Source organism: Nocardia sp. NPDC050799 (assembly GCF_040654015.1).
GTDB lineage: Bacteria > Actinomycetota > Actinomycetes > Mycobacteriales > Mycobacteriaceae > Nocardia.
In genome coordinates this window covers 37,577-62,319 of the sequence record NZ_JBFAHF010000022.1, presented here as the reverse complement: position 1 = coordinate 62,319, position 24,743 = coordinate 37,577, and the positions used below count along the sequence as shown (strand labels likewise).

At 69.1% G+C, this 24,743-nt stretch carries 19 protein-coding genes; 5 read left to right on the top strand and 14 right to left on the bottom strand.

What is annotated here, in order from left to right; all coding sequences use genetic code 11:
• Window positions 1-151: 151 nt before the first annotated feature.
• The gene (locus AB0H42_RS22435; protein WP_357058652.1) at window positions 152-1,141 is read right to left on the bottom strand and encodes a stage II sporulation protein M; all 990 of its coding nucleotides are present in this window, start codon (window positions 1,139-1,141) and stop codon (window positions 152-154) included.
• Window positions 1,142-1,315: 174 nt separating this feature from the next.
• Here AB0H42_RS22435 and AB0H42_RS22430 point away from each other — a divergent pair, with 174 nt between their 5' ends.
• Window positions 1,316-2,116 carry an RDD family protein gene (locus AB0H42_RS22430; RefSeq protein ID WP_357058650.1) on the top strand — a complete coding sequence of 267 codons (801 nt, stop codon included), beginning with the start codon at window positions 1,316-1,318 and terminating at the stop codon, window positions 2,114-2,116.
• 23 nt (window positions 2,117-2,139) lie between these two features.
• Here AB0H42_RS22430 and AB0H42_RS22425 read toward each other — a convergent pair whose 3' ends face one another.
• From AB0H42_RS22425 to AB0H42_RS22405, 5 genes are all read right to left on the bottom strand, one after another.
• Complete coding sequence (locus tag AB0H42_RS22425; RefSeq protein WP_357058647.1) at window positions 2,140-3,435, bottom strand: DUF58 domain-containing protein; 1,296 nt, start codon at window positions 3,433-3,435, stop codon at window positions 2,140-2,142.
• Between the two features lie 3 nt (window positions 3,436-3,438).
• The gene (locus AB0H42_RS22420) at window positions 3,439-4,443 is read right to left on the bottom strand and encodes a MoxR family ATPase (RefSeq protein ID WP_357058645.1); all 1,005 of its coding nucleotides are present in this window, start codon (window positions 4,441-4,443) and stop codon (window positions 3,439-3,441) included.
• A complete protein-coding gene (locus AB0H42_RS22415; protein WP_357058643.1) occupies window positions 4,440-5,474 on the bottom strand; it encodes a DUF4129 domain-containing protein in 1,035 nt (344 codons plus the stop codon). The genes AB0H42_RS22420 and AB0H42_RS22415 overlap by 4 nt, the downstream gene beginning before the upstream one ends.
• Entirely contained in the window at window positions 5,471-6,379 is a 909-nt protein-coding gene (locus AB0H42_RS22410; RefSeq protein WP_357058641.1) for a hypothetical protein, read from the bottom strand. The genes AB0H42_RS22415 and AB0H42_RS22410 overlap by 4 nt, the downstream gene beginning before the upstream one ends.
• Before the next feature lie 115 nt (window positions 6,380-6,494).
• Window positions 6,495-8,168, bottom strand: coding sequence for a DUF4407 domain-containing protein (locus tag AB0H42_RS22405; RefSeq protein ID WP_357058639.1), 1,674 nt, complete (start codon window positions 8,166-8,168; stop codon window positions 6,495-6,497).
• Between the two features lie 915 nt (window positions 8,169-9,083).
• Between AB0H42_RS22405 and gltB the strand changes: the two genes are divergently transcribed.
• From gltB to AB0H42_RS22390, 3 genes are all read left to right on the top strand, one after another.
• Entirely contained in the window at window positions 9,084-13,736 is a 4,653-nt protein-coding gene (gltB, locus tag AB0H42_RS22400) for a glutamate synthase large subunit (RefSeq protein WP_357058637.1), read from the top strand.
• Between the two features lie 116 nt (window positions 13,737-13,852).
• Entirely contained in the window at window positions 13,853-15,322 is a 1,470-nt protein-coding gene (locus tag AB0H42_RS22395) for a glutamate synthase subunit beta (protein WP_357058757.1), read from the top strand.
• 386 nt (window positions 15,323-15,708) lie between these two features.
• A complete protein-coding gene (locus AB0H42_RS22390) occupies window positions 15,709-16,608 on the top strand; it encodes a cutinase family protein (RefSeq protein WP_357058635.1) in 900 nt (299 codons plus the stop codon).
• Here AB0H42_RS22390 and AB0H42_RS22385 read toward each other — a convergent pair whose 3' ends face one another.
• From AB0H42_RS22385 to lysX, 3 genes are all read right to left on the bottom strand, one after another.
• Window positions 16,609-17,220 carry a histidine phosphatase family protein gene (locus AB0H42_RS22385; protein ID WP_357058633.1) on the bottom strand — a complete coding sequence of 204 codons (612 nt, stop codon included), beginning with the start codon at window positions 17,218-17,220 and terminating at the stop codon, window positions 16,609-16,611.
• Between the two features lie 284 nt (window positions 17,221-17,504).
• A complete protein-coding gene (locus AB0H42_RS22380) occupies window positions 17,505-17,960 on the bottom strand; it encodes a hypothetical protein (RefSeq protein ID WP_357058631.1) in 456 nt (151 codons plus the stop codon).
• Between the two features lie 115 nt (window positions 17,961-18,075).
• A complete protein-coding gene (gene lysX / locus AB0H42_RS22375) occupies window positions 18,076-21,411 on the bottom strand; it encodes a bifunctional lysylphosphatidylglycerol synthetase/lysine--tRNA ligase LysX (RefSeq protein WP_357058629.1) in 3,336 nt (1,111 codons plus the stop codon).
• A gap of 257 nt (window positions 21,412-21,668) precedes the next feature.
• On the opposite strand from lysX, the gene AB0H42_RS22370 reads away from it, so the two are divergent.
• Window positions 21,669-21,890: an RNA-binding S4 domain-containing protein gene (locus AB0H42_RS22370; protein ID WP_357058627.1), complete on the top strand. Its 222-nt coding sequence runs from the start codon at window positions 21,669-21,671 to the stop codon at window positions 21,888-21,890.
• A 36-nt stretch (window positions 21,891-21,926) separates the two neighbouring features.
• Here AB0H42_RS22370 and rraA read toward each other — a convergent pair whose 3' ends face one another.
• From rraA to AB0H42_RS22345, 5 genes are read right to left on the bottom strand one after another with little or no spacing between them, the layout of a single operon-like run.
• The gene (gene rraA, locus AB0H42_RS22365; protein WP_357058624.1) at window positions 21,927-22,415 is read right to left on the bottom strand and encodes a ribonuclease E activity regulator RraA; all 489 of its coding nucleotides are present in this window, start codon (window positions 22,413-22,415) and stop codon (window positions 21,927-21,929) included.
• Window positions 22,416-22,452: 37 nt separating this feature from the next.
• Entirely contained in the window at window positions 22,453-22,857 is a 405-nt protein-coding gene (locus tag AB0H42_RS22360; RefSeq protein WP_357058622.1) for a DUF5313 family protein, read from the bottom strand.
• A gap of 57 nt (window positions 22,858-22,914) precedes the next feature.
• Window positions 22,915-23,298 (bottom strand): DUF5313 family protein, encoded by a 384-nt coding sequence (locus tag AB0H42_RS22355; RefSeq protein WP_357058619.1) that lies wholly within the window; start codon window positions 23,296-23,298, stop codon window positions 22,915-22,917.
• A gap of 9 nt (window positions 23,299-23,307) precedes the next feature.
• Entirely contained in the window at window positions 23,308-24,234 is a 927-nt protein-coding gene (locus AB0H42_RS22350) for a CopD family protein (protein ID WP_357058617.1), read from the bottom strand.
• Entirely contained in the window at window positions 24,231-24,728 is a 498-nt protein-coding gene (locus AB0H42_RS22345; RefSeq protein ID WP_357058755.1) for a copper resistance CopC family protein, read from the bottom strand. The genes AB0H42_RS22350 and AB0H42_RS22345 overlap by 4 nt, the downstream gene beginning before the upstream one ends.
• Window positions 24,729-24,743 lie beyond the last annotated feature (15 nt).

The window sequence follows — 24,743 nt, the reverse complement described above, 5'->3', positions numbered from 1 at the left end:
AGAGTCGACGGTAACGCTGGCCGCAGCTAGAGCGGCGACTCGCTGCGGCCAGCGGAATTCAAATGGGGGAATCCACGCAGGTCACTCGGTTCGCGTTGCTGCGACCTCACAATACGTGGGCGATTGCGGTGTGCTCGAGGTTGTCTGCCCGCTACCGCGAAAGTCGCGCTACCGCTACTTCTGTCGCCGGGGTCCCGGCGGGCCGGTCGGCACGGCTACCGGCGAGGAAGATGTAGGCGAGGAAGGCTGCCTCGGCGGCGAATCCGATGGCGATCCGGGCCGGCGTGGGCAAGGCGCTCGGCGTCACGAATCCCTCCAGAAGGCCCGCTACCAGCAAGGTCGGCACCAATCCGAGCGCGATGGCGGCGGTGATGCGGCCCTGCCGGGCGACCGCCTCGGTCCGGCTGAGGCGGCCTGGATCGATCAGCGTCCAGCCGAGTTTCAGCCCCGCTCCGCCCGCGATGAAAATGGCTGTCAGCTCCAGCATTCCGTGCGGCAGCAGGAATCCGAAGAACGAGTCCAGCCGCCCGGCCTCGGCCATCAAGCCCGCCGTAATGCCGATATTCAGGGCGTTCATAAACAGTAGGTAGAGCACGGGCACGATGAATACGCCCAGAAAGAGGGCCAGCGCCGATACCCACGCATTGTTGGTCCAGACCAATGCGGCGAACGCATCGTTGGAATGTTCGGTGTAATAGGTCTCGAAGGCGCCACCGGGAGCGGTCAGCACACCGGTATTGCCCTGCAGGCCCAGCGTCTTCCGGGCCGACGGATCGTTCGCGATCCAGGTCGCGAACCCGGCCGACACACCCAGGAAGACCACCGCGACGGCCAGCCACCAGCCCAGTGCCCGATACACCGCACCGGGGAAACCGTGCGTGACGAACCGGACGATCTCGGTCCCGGTGTTCGGGGCGCTGCCGACGATCCGGCCGCGGGCCCGGGCGATCACCGCGCTGAGTCCGGCCACCAGTTCCGGCTCCGGACTGTGCGTCTGCAACCGGGCCAACTGCTGCGAGGTGCGCCGGTACAGCAGCACCAGTTCGTCGGTTTCCGGGCCGGTGAGGCTGCGTTTGCGCGACAACGTGTCCAGCCGGGCCCACAGGTGCCGGTTCCTCGCGCTGTATGCGTCCACGTCCATCGGTTCGCCTCCCGCTCCCGCCTGTACCGCCGTCGTGTCCGCGCCGGCCACCCGCCGCGGACTGCGCACAACGGCAGCGATGGCCCGTACCCGACGATCCGATGGCGACGGCTGTACCCCCGGGTCACCGACACGGGGCCGGAAACCGCCCGCCGTGGAAGAATGCTATGCGATATGGCCGAATTCACGACGGGCGAAGCCGTGGCGATCGAACTGCCGGTCGCTCGCGTCCCGACCCGTGCGGCCGCGTTCGTACTCGACCTTCTCCTGCAGGCCGGGCTCGCGATCGTGTTGTTCACCGGCGTGCTGCTGCTCGTCCGCGGCGACGATACCGACCCGTGGTTCACGACTCTGACACTCGTTTCGCTGGTCACCGTGCTCGTCGGATATCCGGTCGTGTTCGAGACGCTGTTGCGCGGTGCCACCCCGGGAAAACTCGCGCTCGGGCTGCGGGTGGTCCGCGCCGACGGCGGCCCGATCGATTTCCGGCACGCCCTGACCCGGGGACTCACCGGCGCGATCGTGGATTTCTGGATGCTCGGGCTCTTCGGCGTCATCGCCGTGGTGAGCTCCATGTGCTCACCGCACGCACGCCGGGTGGGGGATGTGCTCGCGGGCACCGTGGTGGTGCATATGCGGCAGCGACTGTCGGTGCCCGCGCTGGCCGTTCCGCCGGTATGGCTGAGCGGCTGGTCCGCCGAATTGGATCTCGCGGCGCTGCCCGAGGATCTGGCCCTGGCCATGCGGCAGTACCTGACCCGGATCAGCTCGCTGACCCCGGCGGCGCAGCACGAACTCGGATACGCACTCGTCCACGCGGTGTGCGCTCGGCTGCGGGTCGCCCCGCCGGCCGGGTACCCGCCGGTGCAGATCCTCGGCAGCGTGATCGCCGAACGTCAGCGTCGTGCGCTCCCGACGCCCCCGCCCCCGGCGGCGTTCGCCTTGCCGCCGGTGTCGTTCGCTCCCGTGCCCTGAGGTCGACAAGGCCGGTGCCGGGGTCAGAGGGCTCCGGATCGCTTGAGTTCCAGGTACTCGTCGGCCAGCGCCGCGGGCAGATCCGCCCCGGCCGCGGCGACCACCGCGATTCCCATCCGGCGCAGCGATTCCTGAAGTACCGCGTGTTCCGCGATTCGCGATTCGGCGGCGGCGGCCCGGTACAACGCCGGCAAGCTGCCGCGGTCGGCGGCTGCCGCGGCGATATCGGGATCGGTGACCGATACGATCAGTACCCGATGCCGCGCGGCCAGGACGGGAAGCACCGGAAGCAGGTTCTCGGTGACCGCCGCGCCGTCCAGGCTGGTGAACCACACGATCAGGCTGCGCCGCCGGGCCCGCTGGACAGCGGCCCGGACCAGACCGTCGGCGTCGGTGTCGACCAGCGCGGGGGTGACGCCGGCCAGGGCGTGCATGAGTTTGGGCTGGATGCCGCGGCCGACACCGGTGGGCACCTCGGCGCGCACCGCCCGGTCGTACGCGAGCAGGCCGACCATATCGCCGCCGGTCGCGGCCAGGCCGCCCAGCAGCAGGGCCGCCTCGATCGCCGTCTCCAGACGGGTGCCCGCACCCACGCGTCCCGCGCTGATCCGGCCGGTGTCCAGGAGCATGAGCACCTGCCGGTTGCGTTCCGGACGCCAGGTCCGGACGAGTACATCGGTGGCTCGCGCGGTGGCCCGCCAGTCGATGGAGCGGACATCGTCGCCCGGTACATATTCGCGGAAGGAGTCGAACTCGGTGCCCTGGCCGCGTACATCGGCCGGATTACGGCCTTCCAGATGATGCAGCCTCTTAACCTTGGCGGCGAGGAGCCGTTCGCTGCGGAACGGGGGCAGCGCGCGGACCCGGGCCGGGACATCGCGGTGGAATTGATGCCCGGCCAGACCCAGCGGCCCCCACAGGCGCAGCGTCACCGGGCCGGCGGCGCGATCGCCGCGCTGGGCGGGAGCGAGGGTGGTACGCAACCGGATCCGGCCGGACGGGGGGACGGTGATCCGGTGTTCGCGCTCGGTGGCGCGGGCACTGTCGGGCCAGTCGTCCCAGAGCAGCCCCCGCACCGTCCGGGCTCCGGTATTTGTCAGCGTCAGCTCGACCTCCGTGTGCGCGCCCAGACGCAGGACCGACAACTCGGGCCGGTGCAGCGTCACCGCCGCGCTCCGCGCGGCCAGCAGGCGGTCGGTCACGGCGAGCGCGATGATCAGCGTACTGGCCATCAAGACCGCGACCCAGGACGGAGCCGGCAGCATGACCGCCGTTGCCGCGACGGCCGCTATGGCGACCAGCCGACCGGTGACGACCACGGCCTACACCGGGACCGGGATCGACAGCAGCAGTGAAGCCATCACCTGTTCGCCGGTGACTCCGTCCAGCTCGGCTTCGGGACGCAGTTGCAGGCGGTGTCGCAGAGCCGCCACGGCAACAGATTTCACCTCGTCGGGCGTGACGAAACCCCGTCCGTTCAGCCAGGCCAGCGCCCGGGCCGCGGACATGAGCGCGGTGGCGCCGCGGGTGGATGCGCCGTGCTGGACCGCCGCCGCGGTGCGGGTGGCGCGGCACAAATCGACGATATAGGCGAGAACCTCCGGGCGGACCGTGATCCCGGCGATCGCCGCGCGAGCGGCGGCGATATGCGCCGGCCCGGCCACCGGCCGTAACCCGGCCGCGGTGAGGTCGCGGGGGTCGAAACCGTCGGCGTGCCGCTGCAGGACACGGAACTCGTCGTCCCGGTCGGGGAGATCAATATCGACCTTGAACAGGAACCGGTCCAGTTGGGCCTCGGGCAGCGGATAGGTGCCCTCCTGCTCGATGGGGTTCTGGGTGGCGACCACGACGAAGGGGTCCGGCAGCGGCCGGGGCGCGCCGTCGACCGAGACCTGGCGCTCCTCCATGGATTCCAGCAGCGCCGACTGCGTCTTCGGTGGGGTGCGATTGATCTCGTCGGCCAGGAGCAGGTTGGTGAACACCGGACCGTCGCGGAAGGTGAATTCGGCCGAATGCGGATCGTAGATCTGTGATCCGGTGACATCGGCCGGCATCAGGTCCGGGGTGAACTGGACCCGGGCGTGCCGTAGATCGAGGGCGGTGGCCAGGGCCCGGACCAGCAGGGTCTTCGCCACACCGGGGACCCCTTCCAGCAGTACGTGGCCGCGGCACAGCAACGCCAGCACCAGATACATGACGGCATTGTCGTTACCCACCACCGCCTTGCCGATCTCGGTGCGCAGCGCCGCGAAGGCGGCAGCCGCCTCGGCGGGGGTGGGGGACGTGGCGCCTCCCGTGCCGGCCTTACTGGTGTCAATGCTGGTCATCCGACCTCCGCTTCGATCCATTCGAGTTGCGCGGCAACGAGTTCGAGGGCCGATGCGTCGGGCACCGGCCCGTACAGGGCCGACCCGACAACGGCCGGGTCGGTGCCGATCCGCGCGGCGACCGCCGCCGCGAGCTCCTCCGGGGAGGTCCCGGTGCCGAGCGCGCGGCGTAATCTGCGCACGGTCGCGGCGCGCAACACACCCGCGATATGCGCGTGATCACCGGAGCGGCGGTAGAGCCCCGCCTGTCCGGCCAGCAGTTCATCGGCCGCGACCTCCACCGGCCGCGGTTCACCGACCACTGTGCCCCGCCGCCGCGCCCGCCACCACACCAGCAGGGCGGCGGCGATCAGGAACTGCAGTCCGCCGAAGGCCAGCCAGTCGGGGGTTCGCTCGAAAAGCGAGTCGTCGCCGGTCGGCCGGGGCAGGTCGGGGTCGTAGTCGCCGCTCGGCGGGTCCATCGGGGACGGGTCGATCGGCGGCACGTCCGGGGCGCGCGGCGCGCTGGGCCCGGAACAGCCCTGCAGGACCGCGTACAGCACCAGCAGGAGCACGACCAGCGCGGCCGACCAGGCCCAGAACCGGGGGTCGCGCAGTACCGCGGGCCACTTCCCGGAACCTGGTCGCCACCGCGACCCGCGGCGGGCCGGTTCGATATCGAACGGTTCGGCCGCCGGGGGCGGCGCCGCCGCGGAGAACCGGTCGGCCTGCGTCAGGCGGCGGTATTCCTCTTCCTCCGCCCGGCGGCCGCCGTAGACGACCTCGTCGAACGATCTGGCGGCAGACGGGAGTCCACCGGAGTCCCCGGCGGGCAGGCGCGCCGCCGCTTCGTATGAGGTTTCGTAGGCTGTGCGCGATCGGCGCACCTCGAGCAGGCCGTGCTGCTCCAGCCCGCGCAGCACCGCACGGAAACGTTCGCGCAGCGCGGTATCGAAGTCACCGCGGGCGGCCGCGTGTTCGGCGGCGGCCGAATGGACCGCGGCGGCATCCAGCCGGGGTGGCTCCGGAACGGTCCGGGACGGCTCGGTCACCGGCTACCTCCGTCGGGGATCCGGATATCGGCGCCCTCGCGCCGGCAACGCAGATCCAGGTAACCGACCACCCGGGCGCTGGACTCCACGATCTCGGTGAAGGCCGCCAGCAGCAGGCCGGCGGCGGTGACCAGCACCAGGAACGCCCACCGATGGGTACCCGAGATATCACCGATGAAGAGCAGGAGGCCCAGCAGCGGTGCCACGAGCAGTGTGAACAGGAGGCGCTGGCAGATCCAGAGGCCGGTTCGCCGGGCGCGCAGGTTCGCGACCAGCGCGCCCGACCGCGCCAACGCCGCCCTGGCGCCGAGGCCCTCGGCGAACAGCACCGGCACGGCCGCGAGATGGCGCGCGCGCAGCCATGCCAGCCAGAGCAGGCAGCAGGGGTAGGCGACCACGAACCAGAGCAGGCCGCCGAGGAATGTGAACGGGAAGAGCGCGGCGCCGATCCCGAGGACCGCGATCCCGATCGCGGTGAACGACAGCTGGGTGAGCAGCAGCGGGCCCAGCCTTCCGGTGGTCCGGCGCAGACTTTCCCGCAACCCGATCGGCTGCCGCCCGGCCCGGGCCAGGCCGGTGCAGACCGTGACACCCCGCAGGACCAGCCGGACGATCCAGGCGCTACCGAGTGTCGCGAACAGCGCGGCGAGGGCGGTACCCGTATCGGAGCCGTCGGTCAGATACGAGACCAGCCCGATCGACCCGGCCACCACGAGTTCTCCGGCCACCAGCAGCACCGCGGCACAGCCCGCCAGCGTCCGGATATCGGCCTGTAGGAGCGCGAACGGCGCGTCGAGCAGTTCCCGGAAACTCAGCGGACGGATCGGAACCGTCGCTACCTGGGCTCGGCCTTCCGGATGTATTCCCGCCCCGACGGAACCGGCCGTATCAGCGGCAGGCTGCACGCGGCCGAGTCTAATGGGCGCCGGTGCGGTCCGCGCCGGTCCGGAGCGAAGGCAGCGATATGCCTGCCGGTGCGGTGGGTCGCGGCGCGCGGGTGAGCTGCGGGCCGCGTGGTGGTCAGCTGCCCGGGGGCAGTTCGCGAGGCGCGGCGGTCTGTCGTTCGCCACCCGGGGGCAGCATGGGCGTGGTCGCCGGCTCGAGATGGGTCGTGGCGGAGACGATGGCATCCGAGCCCAGGGTGATATCGGCGTCCACCGAGTCGCCGCGACGGGCGGCCGGACGGTCACCGGCGGTGCGCGGATCCTCGATACCGCTGTCCACGCTGACCTTTCGGGCCCGGCGCAGGGTGAAGGTGATCTCCTCGGCCTCGGTGAGCACCTGGCGAGCGGTGCGCAGCGGTCGGCTCGCGGTATCGACGGCGGTGTCGATGGCCGAGCTGACGAAACCCGGGACCAGCGGGCGGATCCAGCGGGCGGCGGTATCGGTGAACGGGACGGTGCCGATGATCGGGAGTTCCAGACCCGCCGGCTGCCGGACCGCGATCTCCTTGCCCAGTGGTACGGGCAGGTCCGACCCCTCACTTCCCGGCGGCAACGCGTTGTTCGGGGCCGCCGCCGGGACGGCGGGGTCGGGGTCGCGTTCGGTGACGCCGATCTCCAGCCCGCCGAGCGCGGCGATGACCCGGGTGCGCTGGCGTTCCCGGTCGATGGTGGTGTCGGCCTCGGCCGCCAGTTCGGCAGCGGTGAGCTGCTGCTCGAGCCGGACGGCGGCGGTATCGGCCCGGACCCGGGCCTCCTTCTCGGCGATGGCCGCGTCGGCGGCGCGTTCGGCGCGGTCGCGTACGGTGTCGGCGGCTCGGCGCCGCTCCTGCGCGGTCTCACCGCGCCACCAGCGCAGGATCAGCGGCAGCAGCGCCAGCAGGGCGAAAAGCGCCCAGGTCAGCGCCCGGAGTCCTAGCGCGCCCAGCTCACCGACGGTGTACTCGTGTGCCGCCGACCACCGCGCACCGAACCCGCGGTCACCGTCGGCGGCCACCGCCTGCGCGTCGTGCAGGGCCAGGCGGGCGTCGGATACGCGCTGGTCCAGCGGGGCCACCCGGTTCTGCGCGGCGCTCAGCGCGGTACGGGCGTCGTCGAGCATCGCGTTGGCGGTCTGCGCCTCCGGTCCACGACCGGGCACCCCGGTGATCTTGGTCTGCGGGCACTCCGGGGTGGGATTGAACTCGCATCGGGCGATGATCAGGGCGTTGTCGATATCCGCGGCGGCCGCCGCGATGGACCCGTCCAGCGCGGTGCGATCGGCGACCGCGCGGTCCAGCTCGTCCTGCGCGGTACGGACGGCGGGGGCCGAGGCGGTCGCGGTCGCGGCCCGCTCGTCGAGTATCCGGTCCACCGTGCCGCCGAACAGTACGGTCACCGCCATCTCGGCCACCACCACGCCGGCCAGCAGCGCGGTACCGATCCGCGCGGCGACCGCCGGAACATTGACGGTCCCGGCGGGTAGATCGGGGCGGGCGGTGGGCTGGGCCCCGGCCAGTGCCCGGCCGAGCAGGCCCGCGAGGACGCCGGCCACCAGGGCGATGGCGGCGACCGCGGCAGGTGGTTGATCGGCGGCGCCCATGGCGGAGGCGGTGACCGCGCCGGCGACGAGGGCGAACAGCGCCACCCCCGCTCCGGTGACGGTGTAGCCCGTGCGCTCGTATCCCTCGGCGGTTTCGGCGGGCTGCCCGCCGCCGAGCCGGATGAACATGCCGGTGACGCTCATGGGGCCCATATCCTCTGCAGCTGCCATCGATTCGTTGTCTCAGCGTGACAGGGCACGCGCCTGTCCATCGACCCTTGGGGATCGGGTGTGGGGATCTTCACAGGGGTGTCGCGCAGCATACGGTGACCGATCCGCGAGCCCCGTCCCGGCCGTACTTCCGGCGCTGTCGAAACCCGCGCTCGCGCAACGGAAGCGAGGCGGGAGCAGCCCGGAAAAGTGTGTCGTAAACCACTCGCCGAGTGGTTTGCTGATCATGTGCTGTGAGTGTCGATCGGCAAAACAGGCCGAACGGTCGGATCATGTTCCGCGCTTGTCACGAGGCTGTCACGAACATCTCACCGAGGTGCGCAACAGTTAGCCGCAGGCTGGTGGGTTTGCCGTCCGCCGCTGTCGGGAAATCATCTTCGATGCAGGTGAGCGCGGGTTCGGTGGATGCGGCGCGGCATCGGGAAAGGCTCGGAACCGATGGATCGCCGCTGTTCGGAGGGCCGATCCGGGATCGATTCACCCCCGAAAGCTGCTTTACACTAGAAAACGCGCATATGTGGAGGAACGAATGAAGAAGCCCAGCTAGATCCAGTTATTAGGGCAACCTTGGTTGGTTGGGTCCCGGACCTGGCTTATCGTTTGCTCTTACGCCGCACATAACCGTGTCCGGCCGAAGGGCGTGTTCGGGCGACCACCGATCAGGGCAGCCCGGCGGGCGAAATCCCGCTCCCGGGTTCCGAACGCGTAAGCGTTTCGTTACCGGCGGGTACCTGCGCACAGCGACAGGTGGAAAAACTTCAGACGTGACTGCACGCCGAACACCATCAGCGCGGCTGGTGTCGGCCAACGTACGAACGCAGTCCAAGCAGGGAGCGTTCGACAGTACCGGCGTTCGACAGGGCGTTCTCGCAAAGGCCGCACCACGTCGAGGCCGACTTTCTCGAAGGCAGAGGCATGACGCAACTACCTGGCCACAGGTCCCCCGGACCCATCGGGCTCTACGACCCGGCGAACGAACACGACGCCTGCGGTGTCGCCTTCGTCGGTGATATGCACGGCCGCCGCAGCCGTGACATCGTCGACAAGGCTATTACGGCCCTGTTGAATCTGGAGCACCGCGGTGCCGCGGGCGCCGAGCCGAACTCCGGTGACGGCGCGGGCATCCTCATCCAGGTACCCGACCGGTTCTTCCGGGCAGTCGTCGACTTCGACCTGCCGCCGGAGGGCTCCTACGCCACCGGTATCGCCTTCCTGCCGCAGGCACGTCGCGAGGCCGCGCGCGCCTGTTACGGCGTGGAGAAGATCGTCAAGGAAGAGGGCCTGACGGTCCTGGGCTGGCGTGAGGTACCGATCGACGAATCGTCGCTCGGCGCACTGTCGCGTGATGCCATGCCGCTGTTCCGGCAGCTGTTCATCGGTTCGCCCGCCGATTCGGCCGAACCGCTGTCCGGGATGGATCTCGAACGGCGCGCGTACGTGGTACGCAAGCGGGTCGAGCACGAACTCGGTCGCGCGGGTGCCGGCGAGGGTGCGGTGGGCAAGGAGTCGGTGTACTTCCCGAGCCTGTCCGGCCAGACCTTCGTCTACAAGGGCATGTTCACCACCCCGCAGCTGCGGGCCTTCTACCTGGACCTGCAGGACGACCGGGTGGAGAGCGCCCTGGGCATCGTGCACTCCCGGTTCTCCACCAACACTTTCCCGTCCTGGCCGCTGGCCCACCCGTTCCGCCGGGTGGCGCACAACGGTGAGATCAACACCGTCGCCGGTAACGAGAACTGGATGCGGGCGCGTGAGGCGCTGCTGCGTTCGGACATCTTCGGCAAGGATTCGGCCGGCAAGAACCGGCTGGACAAGATCTTCCCCGTCTGTACCCCGGGGGCCAGCGATACGGCTCGCTTCGACGAGGTCCTGGAACTGCTCCACCTCGGCGGCCGCAGCCTGCCGCACGCGGTGCTGATGATGATTCCCGAGGCCTGGGAACGCAACGAGAACATGGACCCGGAGCGCCGGGCGTTCTACGAGTACCACTCGATGTTGATGGAGCCGTGGGACGGCCCCGCGTCGGTGTGCTTCACCGACGGAACCGTCATCGGCGCCGTCCTGGACCGCAACGGTCTGCGCCCGAGCCGGGTCTGGGTCACCGACGACGGTCTGGTGGTCATGGCCTCAGAGGTCGGTGTCCTCGATATCGACCAGTCCAAGGTCATCCGCAAGATCCGCCTGCAGCCCGGCCGCATGTTCCTGGTCGACACCGCCCAGGGCCGGATCGTCGGTGACGACGAGATCAAGGCGCAGCTGGCCGCCGAACACCCCTACCGGGAATGGCTCGACGAGGGCATCAAGAACCTCTCCGACCTCCCGGACCGGCCGCATATCCACATGTCGCACGATCGCGTGCTGATCCGCCAGCAGATCTTCGGATACACCAACGAGGAACTCGAGCTGCTGATCTCGCCGATGGCCAAGACCGGCGCCGAAGCGCTGGGTTCGATGGGTACCGACACCCCGATCGCGGTGCTGTCGGCGCGCCCGCGACTGCTGTTCGACTACTTCTCGCAGCAGTTCGCGCAGGTCACCAACCCGCCGCTGGATGCCATCCGCGAAGAGGTCGTCACCAGCCTGCGCCGCCATATCGGCCCGGAGTCCGATCTGCTGAACCCGAGTCCGGAGTCCTGCCGGCAGATCGTGCTCCAGCAGCCGATCATCGACAACGACGAACTGGCCAAGCTGGTCCACATCAACGACGACGGCAGCCAGCCCGGGCTGCGCTCGGTCGTCGTGCGCGGCCTGTACGAGGTCGCGGCCGGCGGCGAGGGCCTGCGCCGGGCGCTGAATGCGATCAACACCCAGGTCTCGGCTGCCATCGACGGTGGCGCCCGGATCATCGTGCTGTCCGACCGGGAATCCAACGAGAAGCTCGCGCCGATCCCGTCGCTGCTGCTCACCGCGTCGGTGCACCACCATCTGGTCCGGGAACGCACCCGCACCATGGTCGGTCTGGTGGTCGAAGCCGGTGACGCCCGCGAGGTGCACCATATGGCGACGCTGGTCGGTTTCGGTGCCGCGGCGATCAACCCCTACATGGCCTTCGAGTCGATCGAGGACATGCTCGAGCGAGGCGCTCTGCAGGTTCCCGGCAGCACCGGGGACCTGCCCGCCGACTACCGCAAGGCCGTCGCGAACTACAACAAGGCCGCCAGTAAGGGCGTACTGAAGGTGATGTCCAAGATGGGCATCTCCACCGTCGCCTCCTACAACGGTGCGCAGCTGTTCCAGGTGATCGGTCTGTCACAGGAACTGGTGGACGAGTACTTCACCGGTCTGCGCTCGCATCTGGACGGAATCGGCCTGGACGAGATCGCCACCGATGTGGCGACCCGGCACTCGGTCGCCTTCCTGGAGAACCGCAACGAGCGCGCGCACCGCGAGCTCGAGGTGGGCGGTGAGTACCAGTGGCGGCGCGAGGGCGAATACCACCTCTTCAACCCGGACACCGTCTTCAAACTGCAGCACGCCACCCGCAGCGGTCAGTACTCGATCTTCAAGGAGTACACCAAGCTGGTCGACGACCAGTCCGAGCGGCTGGCCTCGTTGCGCGGTCTGTTCAAGTTCAAGAAGGGCGCGCGCTCCCCGATTCCGATCGAGGAGGTCGAGCCCGCCAGTGAGATCGTGAAGCGTTTCTCCACCGGTGCCATGAGCTACGGCTCCATCTCGGCGGAGGCGCACGAAACCCTGGCCATCGCGATGAACCGCCTCGGCGGCCGCTCCAACTCCGGTGAGGGCGGCGAATCGCCCGCCCGTTTCGAACCGGAGGACAACGGCGACTGGCGGCGCAGCGCGATCAAACAGGTGGCCTCGGGCCGCTTCGGGGTGACCGCGCACTATCTGACCAACTGCACCGATATCCAGATCAAGATGGCCCAGGGCGCCAAGCCGGGTGAGGGCGGCCAGCTGCCCGCGCACAAGGTGTACCCGTGGGTCGCCGAGGTCCGCCACTCCACCCCGGGTGTCGGCCTGATCTCGCCGCCGCCGCACCACGACATCTACTCCATCGAGGATCTGGCGCAGCTCATCCACGACCTGAAGAACGCGAATCCGCAGGCGCGGATCCACGTCAAGCTGGTCGCCGAGCCCGGTGTGGGCACGGTCGCGGCGGGGGTGTCCAAGGCGCACGCCGATGTGGTGCTCATCTCCGGCCACGACGGCGGGACCGGCGCCTCCCCGCTGACCTCGCTCAAGCACGCCGGTGGTCCCTGGGAGCTCGGCCTGGCCGAAACCCAGCAGACCCTGCTGCTCAACGGTCTGCGCGACCGGATCGTGGTGCAGGTCGACGGTCAGATGAAGACCGGCCGCGATGTGATGATCGCCGCCCTGCTGGGCGCCGAGGAGTACGGTTTCGCGACCGCGCCGCTGGTGGTCTCGGGCTGCATCATGATGCGGGTCTGCCATCTGGACACCTGCCCGGTGGGGGTGGCCACCCAGAACCCGGTGCTGCGCGAGCGGTTCACCGGTAAGGCGGAGTTCGTCGTGAACTTCTTCATGTACATCGCCGAGGAAGTCCGGGAACTGCTGGCGGAACTGGGTTTCCGCACCCTGGACGAGGCCATCGGCCGGGTCGATCTACTCGACACCGGTAAGGCCAAGCGGCACTGGAAGGCCAGCAAGCTGGATCTGTCGCCGATCCTCGACGATGTCGAGACGGCGTTCATGTTCCAGGACCGCCGCCGGACCAAGGAACAGGACCACGGCCTGGACAAGGCACTGGACAACGAGCTGATCGCGCAGAGCCGCGACGCGCTCGAGTTCGGCAAGCCGGTCCGGATCGATACCAAGATCACGAACGTGAACCGCACGGTCGGCACCATGCTCGGCCATGAGGTGACCAAGCTCTACGGTGGCGCCGGCCTGCCCGACGACACCATCGACATCACCCTCACCGGCTCGGCCGGTAACAGCTTCGGTGCGTTCGTCCCCGCCGGTATCACCCTGCGGGTGCAGGGCGACGCGAACGACTATGTCGGCAAAGGCCTTTCGGGCGGCCACCTGGTGGTACGCACCGCGCCCAACGCCCCGGCCGATTTCCGGGCCGAGGAGAACATCATCGCCGGCAACGTGATCCTGTTCGGCGCGACCAGCGGCCAGGCGTTCATCGGCGGTGTGGTCGGCGAACGGTTCGCCGTGCGCAACTCCGGTGCCACCGCGGTGGTCGAGGGCGTCGGTGACCACGCCTGCGAGTACATGACCGGTGGCCGGGTCGTCATCCTGGGCGATACCGGACGCAACTTCGGCGCCGGTATGTCCGGTGGCCTGGCGTTCGTCTACGACCCCGACGGCACCTTCGCCGGCCGGCTCAACCCGGAACAGGCCGAGGCCGTCGAACCGCTGTCCGGTGACGATTTCACCTGGCTGCGCGACATCATCGGCCAGCACCGCGAGCAGACCGGCTCGGCGGTGGCCGAACGGATCCTGGGCGATTGGTCGCAACAGGTCAACCACTTCGTGAAGGTCATGCCGCGCGAGTACAAGAAGGTGCTGCTCGCCATCTCCGAGGCCGAGAAGAGCGGTAAAGATGTCGATGAGGCGATCATGGAGGCCGCTCGTGGCTAGTAAGAAAATTCCGGCGGCGTCGATGAGGCGCTGTGACTATTCGAGGCCGCTCGCGGCCAGTAAGAAAATTCCGCAGGTGGCGTCGATGAGGCGCTGTGACTATTCGGGGGCCGCTCGTGGGTGACACCCAAGGATTTCTGAAGCACACGTCCCGGGAGCTACCCGAACGCCGTCCGGTGCCCTTGCGGCTGATGGACTGGAAAGAGGTCTACCAGGAGGGATTCCCGCACCAGACCCTGCAGCGGCAGGCCAGCCGCTGTATGGACTGCGGTATTCCCTTCTGCCACAACGGCTGCCCGCTGGGGAACCTGATCCCCGAATGGAACGACCTGGTCTACAAGGACCGCTGGCGCGAGGGTATCGATCGGCTGCACGCGACCAACAACTTCCCGGAATTCACCGGGCGGCTGTGCCCGGCGCCGTGTGAGGCGTCCTGCGTGCTCGGGATCAACCAGGATCCGGTGACCATCAAGCAGGTCGAGGTCGAGATCATCGAGAACGCCTTCGACGAGGGCTGGGTCACACCGGTCTACCCGACCCGGCTCACCGGTAAGAAGGTCGCGGTCGTGGGGTCCGGCCCCGCGGGTCTGGCCGCCGCACAGCAGCTCACCCGCGCCGGTCACACCGTGACCGTGTTCGAGCGGGCCGACCGTATCGGCGGTCTGATGCGGTACGGCATCCCGGAATTCAAGATGGAGAAGCGCTTCATCGATCGCCGCCTGGCGCAGATGGAGGCCGAGGGCACCATCTTCAAGGCCGGCGTCAACGTCGGTGTCGATATCACCGCCGACGAGCTGCGCGAGAAGTTCGACGCGGTGGTCCTCGCCGGTGGCGCCACCCAGGCACGTGACCTGCCCATCCCGGGCCGGGAGCTCGACGGGATCCACCAGGCCATGGAATTCCTGCCGTGGGCCAACCGGGTCCAGCACGGTGACTCGGTGACCGACGACAAGGGTCTGCCGCCGATCCACGCGCACGGTAAGAAGGTCGTCATCATCGGCGGCGGTGACACCGGCGCCGACTGCCTGGGCACCTCGCACCGGCAGGGCGCGGCCAGCGTGCACCAGTTCGAGATCATGCCGCGGCCGCCCGAGGAGCGGGCCGGCTCCACGCCGTGGCCGACCTACCCGCTCGTGTACCGGGTGTCCTCGGCGCACGAAGAAGGCGGCGAGCGGGTGTTCTCGGTGAACACCGAACGTTTCGTCGGCGCGGACGGCAAGGTCACCGGGCTCGATGCGCACGAGGTCAAGATGGTCAACGGCCGGTTCGAGAAGGTCGAGGGCACCGATTTCACCCTCGAAGCGGATCTGGTGCTGCTCGCCATGGGCTTCGTCGGTCCCGACAAGCCGGGCCTGCTCACCGATCTCGGGGTCGGTTACGACCAGCGCGGCAATGTCCAGCGGGACAAGAACTGGTCCACCAATATCCCCGGTGTCTTCGTGGCCGGTGATATGGGCCGCGGTCAGTCCCTGATCGTCTGGGCAATCGCCGAGGGCCGGGCCGCCGCGTCCGCGGTGGACCGGTACCTGGAAGGCGAGACGGCGTTGCCCGCGCCGATTCCGCCGACCGCCGTCGCCCAGCGGTAACCTCCGCGCTGCGGCCCGGTACCACCGAGCCGGAGATGCTGCGGCACAAATGAATACGCTACGGCGCGGTGTTCCCGGTTTCTCCGGGGGACACCGCGCCGACGTATTTCGGGCGGGGACCGAATTCCGCACCCAGCATTTCCGGTGAAATGCGGTCGATCGGTCGTATCCGGTGGTCAGCCCGGGGTTGGACTGGCGATACCAAGATCGTCGCTCTATTGTTATCTGCGGTGTGTCCCGGTACGAGATCGTGATCCGATCGTGTAATTGTGACGCGTGGTTGTTGTTCACCTGTTACACACATCGGTGTCACCGGCCGGGCTCAGCATCTTGGCGATGGCTTAACGGGAGCGTCCCGATCAGGGGCCAGGGTTGACTGGAGCAGAATGCAGTTCAAAAGGGTTGCCGCGGCGCTGGGTGCCTGTGCGGCGGTTGCGTCGGGATTGGCTTTCGGGGGATCGGTGGCAACGGCCGACCCCGGATGCCCGAGTCTGTATGTGGTGGCGATTCCCGGGACCTGGGAAACCGGCCACGACAAGCGCCCCACGCCGGGCATGCTCGCCCGGGTGACCAACGGCCTACCGTCCTCGGCGAAGGTCGACTATGTCACCTACGCGGCAACCGCTTTTCCGTGGGAAGGCGATATCTACGCCGACTCCAAGAGGGAAGCCGTCTCCAATGCGCGCGGCATGATCACCGATATGGTGCAGCGCTGCGGCGGCACCAAGGTCGCGCTGGTGGGTTACAGCCAGGGCGCCGACGCCGCCGGTGATCTCGCCGCCGAGATCGGTACCGGTCTCGGGCCGATCCGGCCGGAGAGTATCGCGGGCGTCGGGCTGATCTCCGATCCGCGGCGGGCGCCCGGTGATATCCAGGTCGGTCCGCCCGCGCCGGGCGCCGGTGCCGGCGGCCCCCGGGTCGGTGGATTCGGCTGGGTCAGCGACCGTACCCGCACGGTGTGCATCCCCGACGATCTCTACTGCGCCACCGCGTCGAACGATTTCGTCACCCGGTTCGCCGGTTTCCTCGCGCAGAGTTCCGACGCCAACCCGGCCAATATCTGGCGTTACCAGCTGGAGGTCGGCGCCATCGTGAGCGATCTGATCTCCAACGGCGGTCTGCCCACGCTGCAGGCCCAGCTGACCCGCGGCGCCAACGAGCAGCGGGTCAAGGATCTCGACACCTTCTACCGGTCCGAGTCGCATGTCGCCTACGGCAGCTACAAGGTCGGTGGCGGCCAGACCGCGCTGTCCTGGATGCACAACTGGATCGCCGGAATGGCCTGATCAGCCGGAGATATTGCGGGGAAGCAATTCCCAGACGTGTCCGTTCTCGTTCACGGTCGCCGCGGTGCGGCGACCGGTCCGGGAGAACAGGATCCGGGTGATCGAGCAGTAATCGATCGGGAAGGTCAGCGGCCGGGCCAGACCGAGAATGTCCTGCAGGGTGACATTGATGACGCCGCCGTGCGCGAACACCACCACGGTATCGGCGGCCGGGGTGGTGGAGGCGATCTCGGTGATCGCGTCGTGCACCCGGTGCCGGAAGGCATCGGCATCGATCTGCACCGGTAGGTGCCCGGCCTTGATCCGGTCGTAGGCGTCCCGGAACTCCACCTTGGCGTCCTCGATCGGGATATAGGACGGCAGGTCGCGATCGTATTCGGCCAGGTCGTCCATGATGTCCACGTCCAGACCCAGTTTTGCGGCCGTCGGCGCGGCGGTTTCGCGGGCCCGGCGTTGCGGGCTGCTGATCACCCGGACGATGCGGTGGTGTTCCAGGGCGGCCGGTACCCCTTCGGCCTGCTCCACGCCGATGGGCGCCAGCCCGGGGTCGGCTGCCTGCCCGGCATTGTCGACCCGGAGCGGCTGGCCATGGCGAACGAGTATCAATTGCACGCGTCCACTCTGCCGCATCGGCCCGGTGGGCCGGCAGCGAGGTCACGGAGCCGGTCGGCCGATCGATGAAATCCCGGCTGGTCTCGAAAAGCACAGGGGCCGGGTCGCCCGGATAAAGGCCCACACCCCCCCGGGGAAAGGGGGGGGCGAAAGCCCCGGGGGGGGGGAACGCCGCCGGCCCCGGGCCGGGGGCGCCCTCCCTTTAACACCCGGGCTGCCAACAAAACCCCCGGGCCCCGCCCCCCCTCCCCCCCCCCCCCCCGGCCCCTGTGTACTGGGTGAGCCTACTGCCCGGTGGGCGGGTACGGCGGCTGGCCGCCCTGCGGGGGATTGGGGTAGTTCGGATCGGACGGGTAGCCGCCCTGCTGCGGGTAGCCTCCTTGCGAGGGATAACCGCCCTGCTGCGGATAACCGCCCTGCGGGTAACCACCCTGCTGGGGGTAACCGCCTTGCTGCGGATAGCCGCCCTGCTGGGGGTAACCCTGCGGGGGCTGGCCGGGCTGGGGGAACTGGCCCGAGGAGTTGTTGTCGTTCTTCTTCTTACGGGCCAGCAGAATGACACCGACGATGATCGCCACCACGAGCACGCAGCAGATCACGCCGAACAGGCCGAAGCCGCCGCCTTTGCCCTTGCTCCTCTTGCGGGCGCTCAGCTCGACCGCGGACGCCAGCGTATCGGTGTTGGCCCAAGCCGAATAGTCCACCTGGCCGGCATGGGTGAGCAGGTCCACATAACTCAAATCGAACCCCGTTCCGAAGGTAGGCCCCTCCTCCCGGGGCCGAAGTCACTACACCGTACTTCCCCGAGTGGCGGGGCGGAAACATTCCCTCCGGTCAGTACGGGGAAGTGCCTGATCATCGCGGCCGGACCAACGGGAACGGCTGGGTCTCCCGAAGCGCGCGCCCGGTCAGCAGCATGATCACCCGGTCCACGCCGAGACCCAGGCCACCGGTCGGCGGCATGGCGTGTTCCAGTGCGCACAGGAAGTCCTCGTCGAGTTCCATGGCCGCCTGGCCGCCGTCGGCCGCGATGCGGGACTGGGCGGCGAGCCGCCGCCGCTGTTCCACCGGGTCGGTGAGTTCGCTGCACCCGGACCCCAGCTCGATACCCCACGCCACCAGATCCCAGCGTTCGGCCAGTGCGGTGTCGCGGCGGGCCGGGCGGGCCAGCGGCGACACCGAGCTCGGAAAGTCGATGTAGAAGGTCGGTTCCCGGGTGGCCTCCACCACCAGTCGCTCATAGAGGGCGTAGACCGTCCGGCCCTCGTCCCAGCCGGGTTGATGGACGATATCGGCTTTCTCGCACAGTTCCCGCAGGTCCGGTAGGGCGGTACGGGGCGTGATATCGACACCGACCTCCGCCGACAGCGCCTCGTACATCGACCGCACCCGCCATTCGCCGGAGATGTCCACCGCGTGCAGCGAACCGTCCGGGGTCGGCCGCATGGCGATCATCGAATCATTGGCGGCCAGCGCGGCCTGCTGCACCAGCTGCCGGCACAGCGTCATCATGCGCCGATGATCACTGTGCGCCTCATAGGCCTCCAGTACGGTGTATTCGGGCAGGTGGCGGGTATCGGCGTGGGTGTTGCGGAAACCCGGGCCCAGTTCGAACAGCTTCTCGACACCGCCGACACACAACCGTTTCAGCGCCGGTTCCGGGGCGGCCCGCAGATGCAGATCGGTGTTGTCGGCATCGATATGGGTGCGCAGACTGCGGGCGGCCGTCCCGCCGGGGCTGTGCTGCAGCACCGGTGTGGTGACCTCCAGGAATCCGCAGTCGTGCAGGGCATCGCGCAGGGCCCGCAGCACCGCACTGCGCCGGGCCAGCAGTTCGCGCGCTTCCCGGTCGATCATCAGATCCAGGTAACCGCGCCGCATCCGGACCTCCGGGTCATTGAGGCCGCGCCATTTGTCGGGGAGCGGGTGCAGGCATTTACCGAGCATCCGCCAATCCGCCACCAGCAGGGACAGTTCCCCGCGTCGGCTGTACCCCAGCTGACCGCTGACCGACACCAGATCTCCCAGATCGACGAGTTCACCGAATTCGTCGAGGCGTTGCCGGCCGAGCCGGTCGCGGTCGAGCAGTAGCTGGATATCGCTGGTCCAGTCCCGGACCACCCCGAAGATCACACCCCCGTAGTCGCGCCGGCGCAGCAGTCGTCCCGAGACGCGGACCGTCGTACCGCGCGGTGTCCGGCGAGCGGCGGCGACCGTATGCGTCGGCGGGAACGGTAGGGGATAGGGATCGACGTTCGCGGCGGCGAGCCGGTCCAGCTTCTCGATCCGCACCCGAACCTGTTCGGGGCGGTGCGCGGTGATCGGCTCCAATTCCATCTCGGCGGGCCCGGTATTCGCGCCGGCGCGTGCGGGAGCCGGATGTTCCGGCGCGGCACGGTGCCGGCCGGTATGCGTGAAGGCCGTGGATCCTCCGTTCACCCGGGGCAGCAGACTTTCGGCGCGCGCCGCGGCGACGGCGATCCGTGCCAGGTCGCGCGAGGAGTCGCACAGGACGTAGCGGGGATCCCACCGCGGCTGGTACCGCATACTCACGCGGTGTAACTGGGCCAGCTGCCACCAGCGCGAGAACGCCAGCGGCAGGGTGCGGGCACCGCGCCCGAATCCGGCCGCGGTATGCAGCGCGGCCAGGAGCTTCCGGGAGGTCGCCGGAGAGTACTCGCGTGCCGCCGCCTCGAACACCGACCGGAACAGGGTGAAACTCAGCGATACCTGGTGGATACCGTGCTGTTCGGCGCGCAGCGCGAATTCCGCGATCAGCAGGTCGGTCGTCTCCGTGGTGCTGCCGGGCGCCCGGCGCAGGAATTCCAATGTGGCGCCGGTCTTCCCCCAGGGCACCAGGGACAGCATCCCCAGCACTCGGTCGTCGGCGTCGACGGCTTCCACCAGCAGGCAGTCACCGTCGCGGCGATCGCCGAGGCGGCCCAGGGGAAGCGGGTACCCGCGTTCGCTCTCACTGTGCCGCCACTCCTCGGCGCGTACCGTGAGCCGGGCGAGTTCGGTGGTCCCGATATCGCGGTGCCTGCGGATCCGGACTGTCACACCCGCTTTGCGAAGCCGGGTCACCGACTGCCGGACCGGCCCGAGTTCCGGGGCGGCCAGGGAGAAGCTGCGGGTGTCGAGGACGGCCTCCGCGCCGGCGGTGACCGCGGTGAGCCCGGCGCGCTGGTAGACCGGTACGGCGGATTCGCTCGCTCCGATCACCGCGACCCGCCAGCCGAAATCACGGGCGTGGTGCCGCCAGGTCTCGATCGCCTGTGGCCAGCAGTCACGCGCGCCCATCGGATCGCCCAGGGCCAGGCAGACCCCGTACTCCACGCGATAGCCGATGGCCGCCCTGCCGTTCGGCGTGAAGATCAGGGCCCGGTCCCGCCGGGTCGCGAAGTAGTCGATGGTACCGGAGGGGTCCGCGCCCGCCAGCAGGTCGCGCAGCGCCGATTCGTCGGCGTCGGTGAGCGCGTACTCCGTGCGCTGGGTGCGGTGCAGGACCAGGGCGCTCGCGGTGACCGCCAGGGCGCCGAAGAGTCCCACCAGGAACTGGGCCGGGAAGGACGGTACGCCGGAGGTTTCCGGTGCGCCGGGTACCAGATGCGCGGTGAGTTCGGTGATCACCCACAGCGCACGCTGCGCGACGGACGGCAGTGATCCGGGAAGCAGCTGGACCACACCCCCGCCGGCGACGGCCGCCATCAGCAGGCCGCCGGCCAGGGTCAGCGCGGCCGGGCGCAGCGCGCAGCGGCGGATCCGCGCGCCGAATTCCGCGCGGCTCAGGACCAGTACGGTCAGCGCGGCCGAGTGGATGAGCGCGGCCACCGCGGCATGCCGGTCGTGTGCGCGCACGATATCGGCCAGATTCGCCGGGACCCAGCTCGCTGTGTAGAGCACCAGCGCCCACCAGGCGACCCGCTTGCGCCCGGCCAGTCCGAGCGTCAGCGATCCGAGCAGTCCGGCCCACAGCAGGTTGGTATCGGGTGCGTACAGGTAGTAGCGGTCCAGGTAGTGGCGGGCGCCGGCGAGTACCGCCGACAGGGCCGGCGAAAGACTCCACAGCAGGCAGGCGGCCGTGAGAACACCCGAGAACAGCGTGGCGACACCCGGTATCGCCGCGAACCGCCCGGGCGTGCCGGATGGGCCGGGTGGTGCGGGGTGTCGCGGTTCCTGCGTGGATATCACGGTTCCAGTCTGCCGCCAGGAATCACCGAATCATGGCTGTGGCCCGGCGTGTTAATGGTATATCGGCCCGGAAACGCATGTATTTCGCTGTGCGCGGGCGCGGTTGGCCGATATGGGAAACCGGGTCCCGGGCGTGGCGCGCGAAGCGGCCGTGAAATGCCGGAAATGTCTTGTTGTTACGCGTCCGAGGCTGTTCGCGCGCCGGGTGCCCGGGGGCGGTCGGAAAGCGCCGTGACCGGGGGAGTATGCATGAACCTATGTCGGATCCCATCGATGTGTCGATCGACGACGGCGCCATACGGCTCGGGCAGTTCCTGAAGCTGGCCAATCTGATCGAATCCGGATCGGAGGCCAAAACCGTTATCGCGGCCGGTCTGGTGCGCGTGAACGACGAGGTCGAATTGCGCCGCGGACGGCAGTTGCAGGTCGGCGATGTGGTCGCCATCGCCGGCCACTCCGCCCGGGTGAGCGGCGGATAACACCGGCCCGGCCGTTGCCGGCACCGGGCGCGGCGATCAGGGTTCGGCGCGGACCACGATGCCGTCGTGGTCGCTGTAGAGCATCTCGCCGGGATTGAAGGTGACGCCCCCGAACTCCACCGGGACGTCCTTCTCGCCGCTACCGGTTTGGGTACTCTTGCGCGGATTCGTGCCCAGGGCCTTCACGCCGATACCGAGGGTGCGCAGGATCGCGGAGTCGCGGACCGCGCCGTTCACCACGACCCCGGCCCAGCCGTTGTCGACCCCGCGGCCGGCGATGATATCGCCGACCAGGGCGGTGTGGATGCTCGCGCCGCCGTCGACGACCAGGACCTGCCCGGCGCCGGGCTCCCCGAGTGTCTGTTTGACCAGCAGATTGTCCTGGAAGCAGCGGATCGTGGTGATCCGGCCGGAGAACACCCGGTGGCCGCCGAACTGGATGAACTGCGTGTCACAACTGCGGATATCGGGCCCGATCTCGTCGGCGAGATCCGCGGTGGCCACCTGCTGCTCTGATTCGGTCACGGTCCCGATTGTGCCGGGTGCGTCCGGGCAGCGCCCATCAACCCCCGTGCCCGGGCTGCGTCATCCGCGCGTCTCGATGCTGAGAGCGATAGCGCAGGTTGTACACCTCACGATCGCAGTCCTTGCATTTCTCGTGGTCGACCAGATCCGGATCCAACCCGTGCTGGACCAACCGGTACCGCCGCCACACATAGGTCAGTGCGATCGTGAAGATAATCAACGGAACGATCATCATGACGATCAGGCCCAGCTTGAGGGTCATGGGTCCCGGGAACAGCAGGATCAGCACGAAGAAGGGGATGATCGGGCCGACGAACCGGATCAGGTAGCGCTCCATCGCGCCGCGGCCGGCGACGTCCTGGACCACCCACCCGTGCAGCTCCGCGGGCAGTTGGCCGCCCAGATCGTAGGCGATCCGTTGCTTGAAGGTCGGCTTGTCCATAGCTCCAGGCTATGCCTGTGTGATATCGCTCACCAGGGGTAAGTCGGGGTGTTGTGCTCAGCCCCGGCCGTGCCGTCGTTCGTAGGCGGCGCGCTCGCGTTCCGCGCGGCGGCGGACGTCGGCGTCGGCCAGCGCCGGATCCAGGCCGTGCTTGACCAGCCGGTTACGCCGGAAGACGTAGGTCAGCGCCACGGTGAAGTAGATCAGCGGCAGCAGGAGCAGCGCCATCATCGACGCTCCTATCCACAGCGGCCCGGGGACCAGCAGGAACAACAACAGCACCAGCACCAGCGGCACCAACATCCGCACCAGGTAGCGGCGGCTCGCTCCCGGCCCGGTGAGATCGTTCAGCACCCAGTCGGAGTATTCGGCGGGCAGGGTGCGGCCACAGATGTACCCGATCCGCTGGAAGAGATTCGGAGTCGGGGCACCGGCAGCCATGAACCCAGGCTATCCCGTGACTGCCAGGGATGCCGCCAGCCCGAACACCACCGCCATCACCGAAACCTCCACCGCCGCGCGCCGCAGTGAGCCCTCGGCCGACATCTGGTGCCGGGCCGCCGCCTCCACCCAGCTTCGCCGCCACCACCAGCCCAGCGCCAGCAGGACCGCCAGCAGCACGGTCTTGGCGAGCATGATCCGCCCGTAGCCGGTGGTGACGAACGGTGCGATTCCGCCGAGTCGCACCAGACCGTTGATCACGCCGGTCAGCGCCACCGCGGCGATCATGGGCAGCGCGACCGCCGAGTACCTGGGCAGTGCGTCGGCCCAGCCGCGGCGGCCCCGCACCACCAGGGCCAGTGCCAGCAGCAGACCGAGCCAGGTCGACGCCGCCAGCGCGTGGACCCCGGCCAGTACCGACCCGGCCGGTTGCTGTGACATATGCCCCGTGATCGGCCGCAGGGTCACGCTGACGGCAGCGAACACCAGCACCAGGTCCGGCGAGGGCTGCCCGGACCGCCGGAAGGCGATCGCGGCGTACACCGCGATCGCCGCGGTGGCCAGCAGGATGGCCAGGCCGATCTGGCCCGCGCTGATCCGCGCCAGGTAGGTGCCGAAATCGGCCGGGCTCAGCGCGGTCGCCCCCGAACCGACCACCTCGCCGGCGGCGACGACCAGAGTGGCGAATTCCAGGCAGCACCACAGTCCGGCCAGGACCGCCATCATCCGCCAGGGGAGCTCGATCCGGTCCGCCAGCCGGGGCAGCACGGCCAGGCCGAGCACCGTCGCGCCCGCGATATCTGCGCAGAAGCGCACGGCCGCGGCCGCCGGAACCCCGCCGAGCGCCCAGGCCAGCAGTACCCCGACCAGGCCCGCCGGTATCACGAGTCCGAGCGCGAACCGGTCGTCGGTTCCGCTCGGGACACCGTTTCTCACCGCTGGTTCTTGCCCTTGCCCAGGTTCGAGCCGTACAGCGCGAACCCGAGACCGCCGCCGAACAGGGCGACCGCACCCACGATGTACACCCAGACCGGGATTCCGCCGCCCGAGCCGCCGTTCTCGCCGCGGGTGTTCGCGGCCGGGCCCGGGGTGCCGTTACCCGGCTTGCTCAGCGTGAAAGCGCGCTCCCCGTTGACCACGTGACCGTCGGCCGAGGTGACCCGGAAGGCCATCCGGTATTCGCCGGCCGGGCCGAGCTCACCGACCTCGACGCTGAGAGTCCTGCCGTCGACGACCGGTTCGCCCTTGGACCACAGATTGCCGTCCGGACCCACCACGGTCATGGCGGGGAAGTCGGGCTGCAGGGGTTCGTTGAAGGTGATGGTGGCGCGCTGCGGCCCCACCTCGACGGTCGCGCCGTCCGCGGGATCGCTGCCCACCACCGCGGAATGGGCGGCAGCCGGACCGGCCAGCGCGCCGAGGGTCACCATGAGCAGGGTGGCGAC

What these genes read in the sequence shown, in the direction of transcription:
- AB0H42_RS22435 (WP_357058652.1), bottom strand. Translation starts at nt 1,141, where the DNA reads ATGGACGTGGACGCATACAGCGCGAGGAACCGGCACCTGTGGGCCCGG.
- AB0H42_RS22360 (WP_357058622.1), bottom strand. Translation starts at nt 22,857, where the DNA reads ATGGACAAGCCGACCTTCAAGCAACGGATCGCCTACGATCTGGGCGGC.
- AB0H42_RS22345 (WP_357058755.1), bottom strand. Translation starts at nt 24,728, where the DNA reads ATGGTGACCCTCGGCGCGCTGGCCGGTCCGGCTGCCGCCCATTCCGCG.
- AB0H42_RS22370 (WP_357058627.1), top strand. Translation starts at nt 21,669, where the DNA reads ATGTCGGATCCCATCGATGTGTCGATCGACGACGGCGCCATACGGCTC.
- AB0H42_RS22405 (WP_357058639.1), bottom strand. Translation starts at nt 8,168, where the DNA reads ATGGCAGCTGCAGAGGATATGGGCCCCATGAGCGTCACCGGCATGTTC.
- AB0H42_RS22355 (WP_357058619.1), bottom strand. Translation starts at nt 23,298, where the DNA reads ATGGCTGCCGGTGCCCCGACTCCGAATCTCTTCCAGCGGATCGGGTAC.
- AB0H42_RS22390 (WP_357058635.1), top strand. Translation starts at nt 15,709, where the DNA reads ATGCAGTTCAAAAGGGTTGCCGCGGCGCTGGGTGCCTGTGCGGCGGTT.
- AB0H42_RS22430 (WP_357058650.1), top strand. Translation starts at nt 1,316, where the DNA reads ATGGCCGAATTCACGACGGGCGAAGCCGTGGCGATCGAACTGCCGGTC.
- gltB (WP_357058637.1), top strand. Translation starts at nt 9,084, where the DNA reads ATGACGCAACTACCTGGCCACAGGTCCCCCGGACCCATCGGGCTCTAC.
- AB0H42_RS22420 (WP_357058645.1), bottom strand. Translation starts at nt 4,443, where the DNA reads ATGACCAGCATTGACACCAGTAAGGCCGGCACGGGAGGCGCCACGTCC.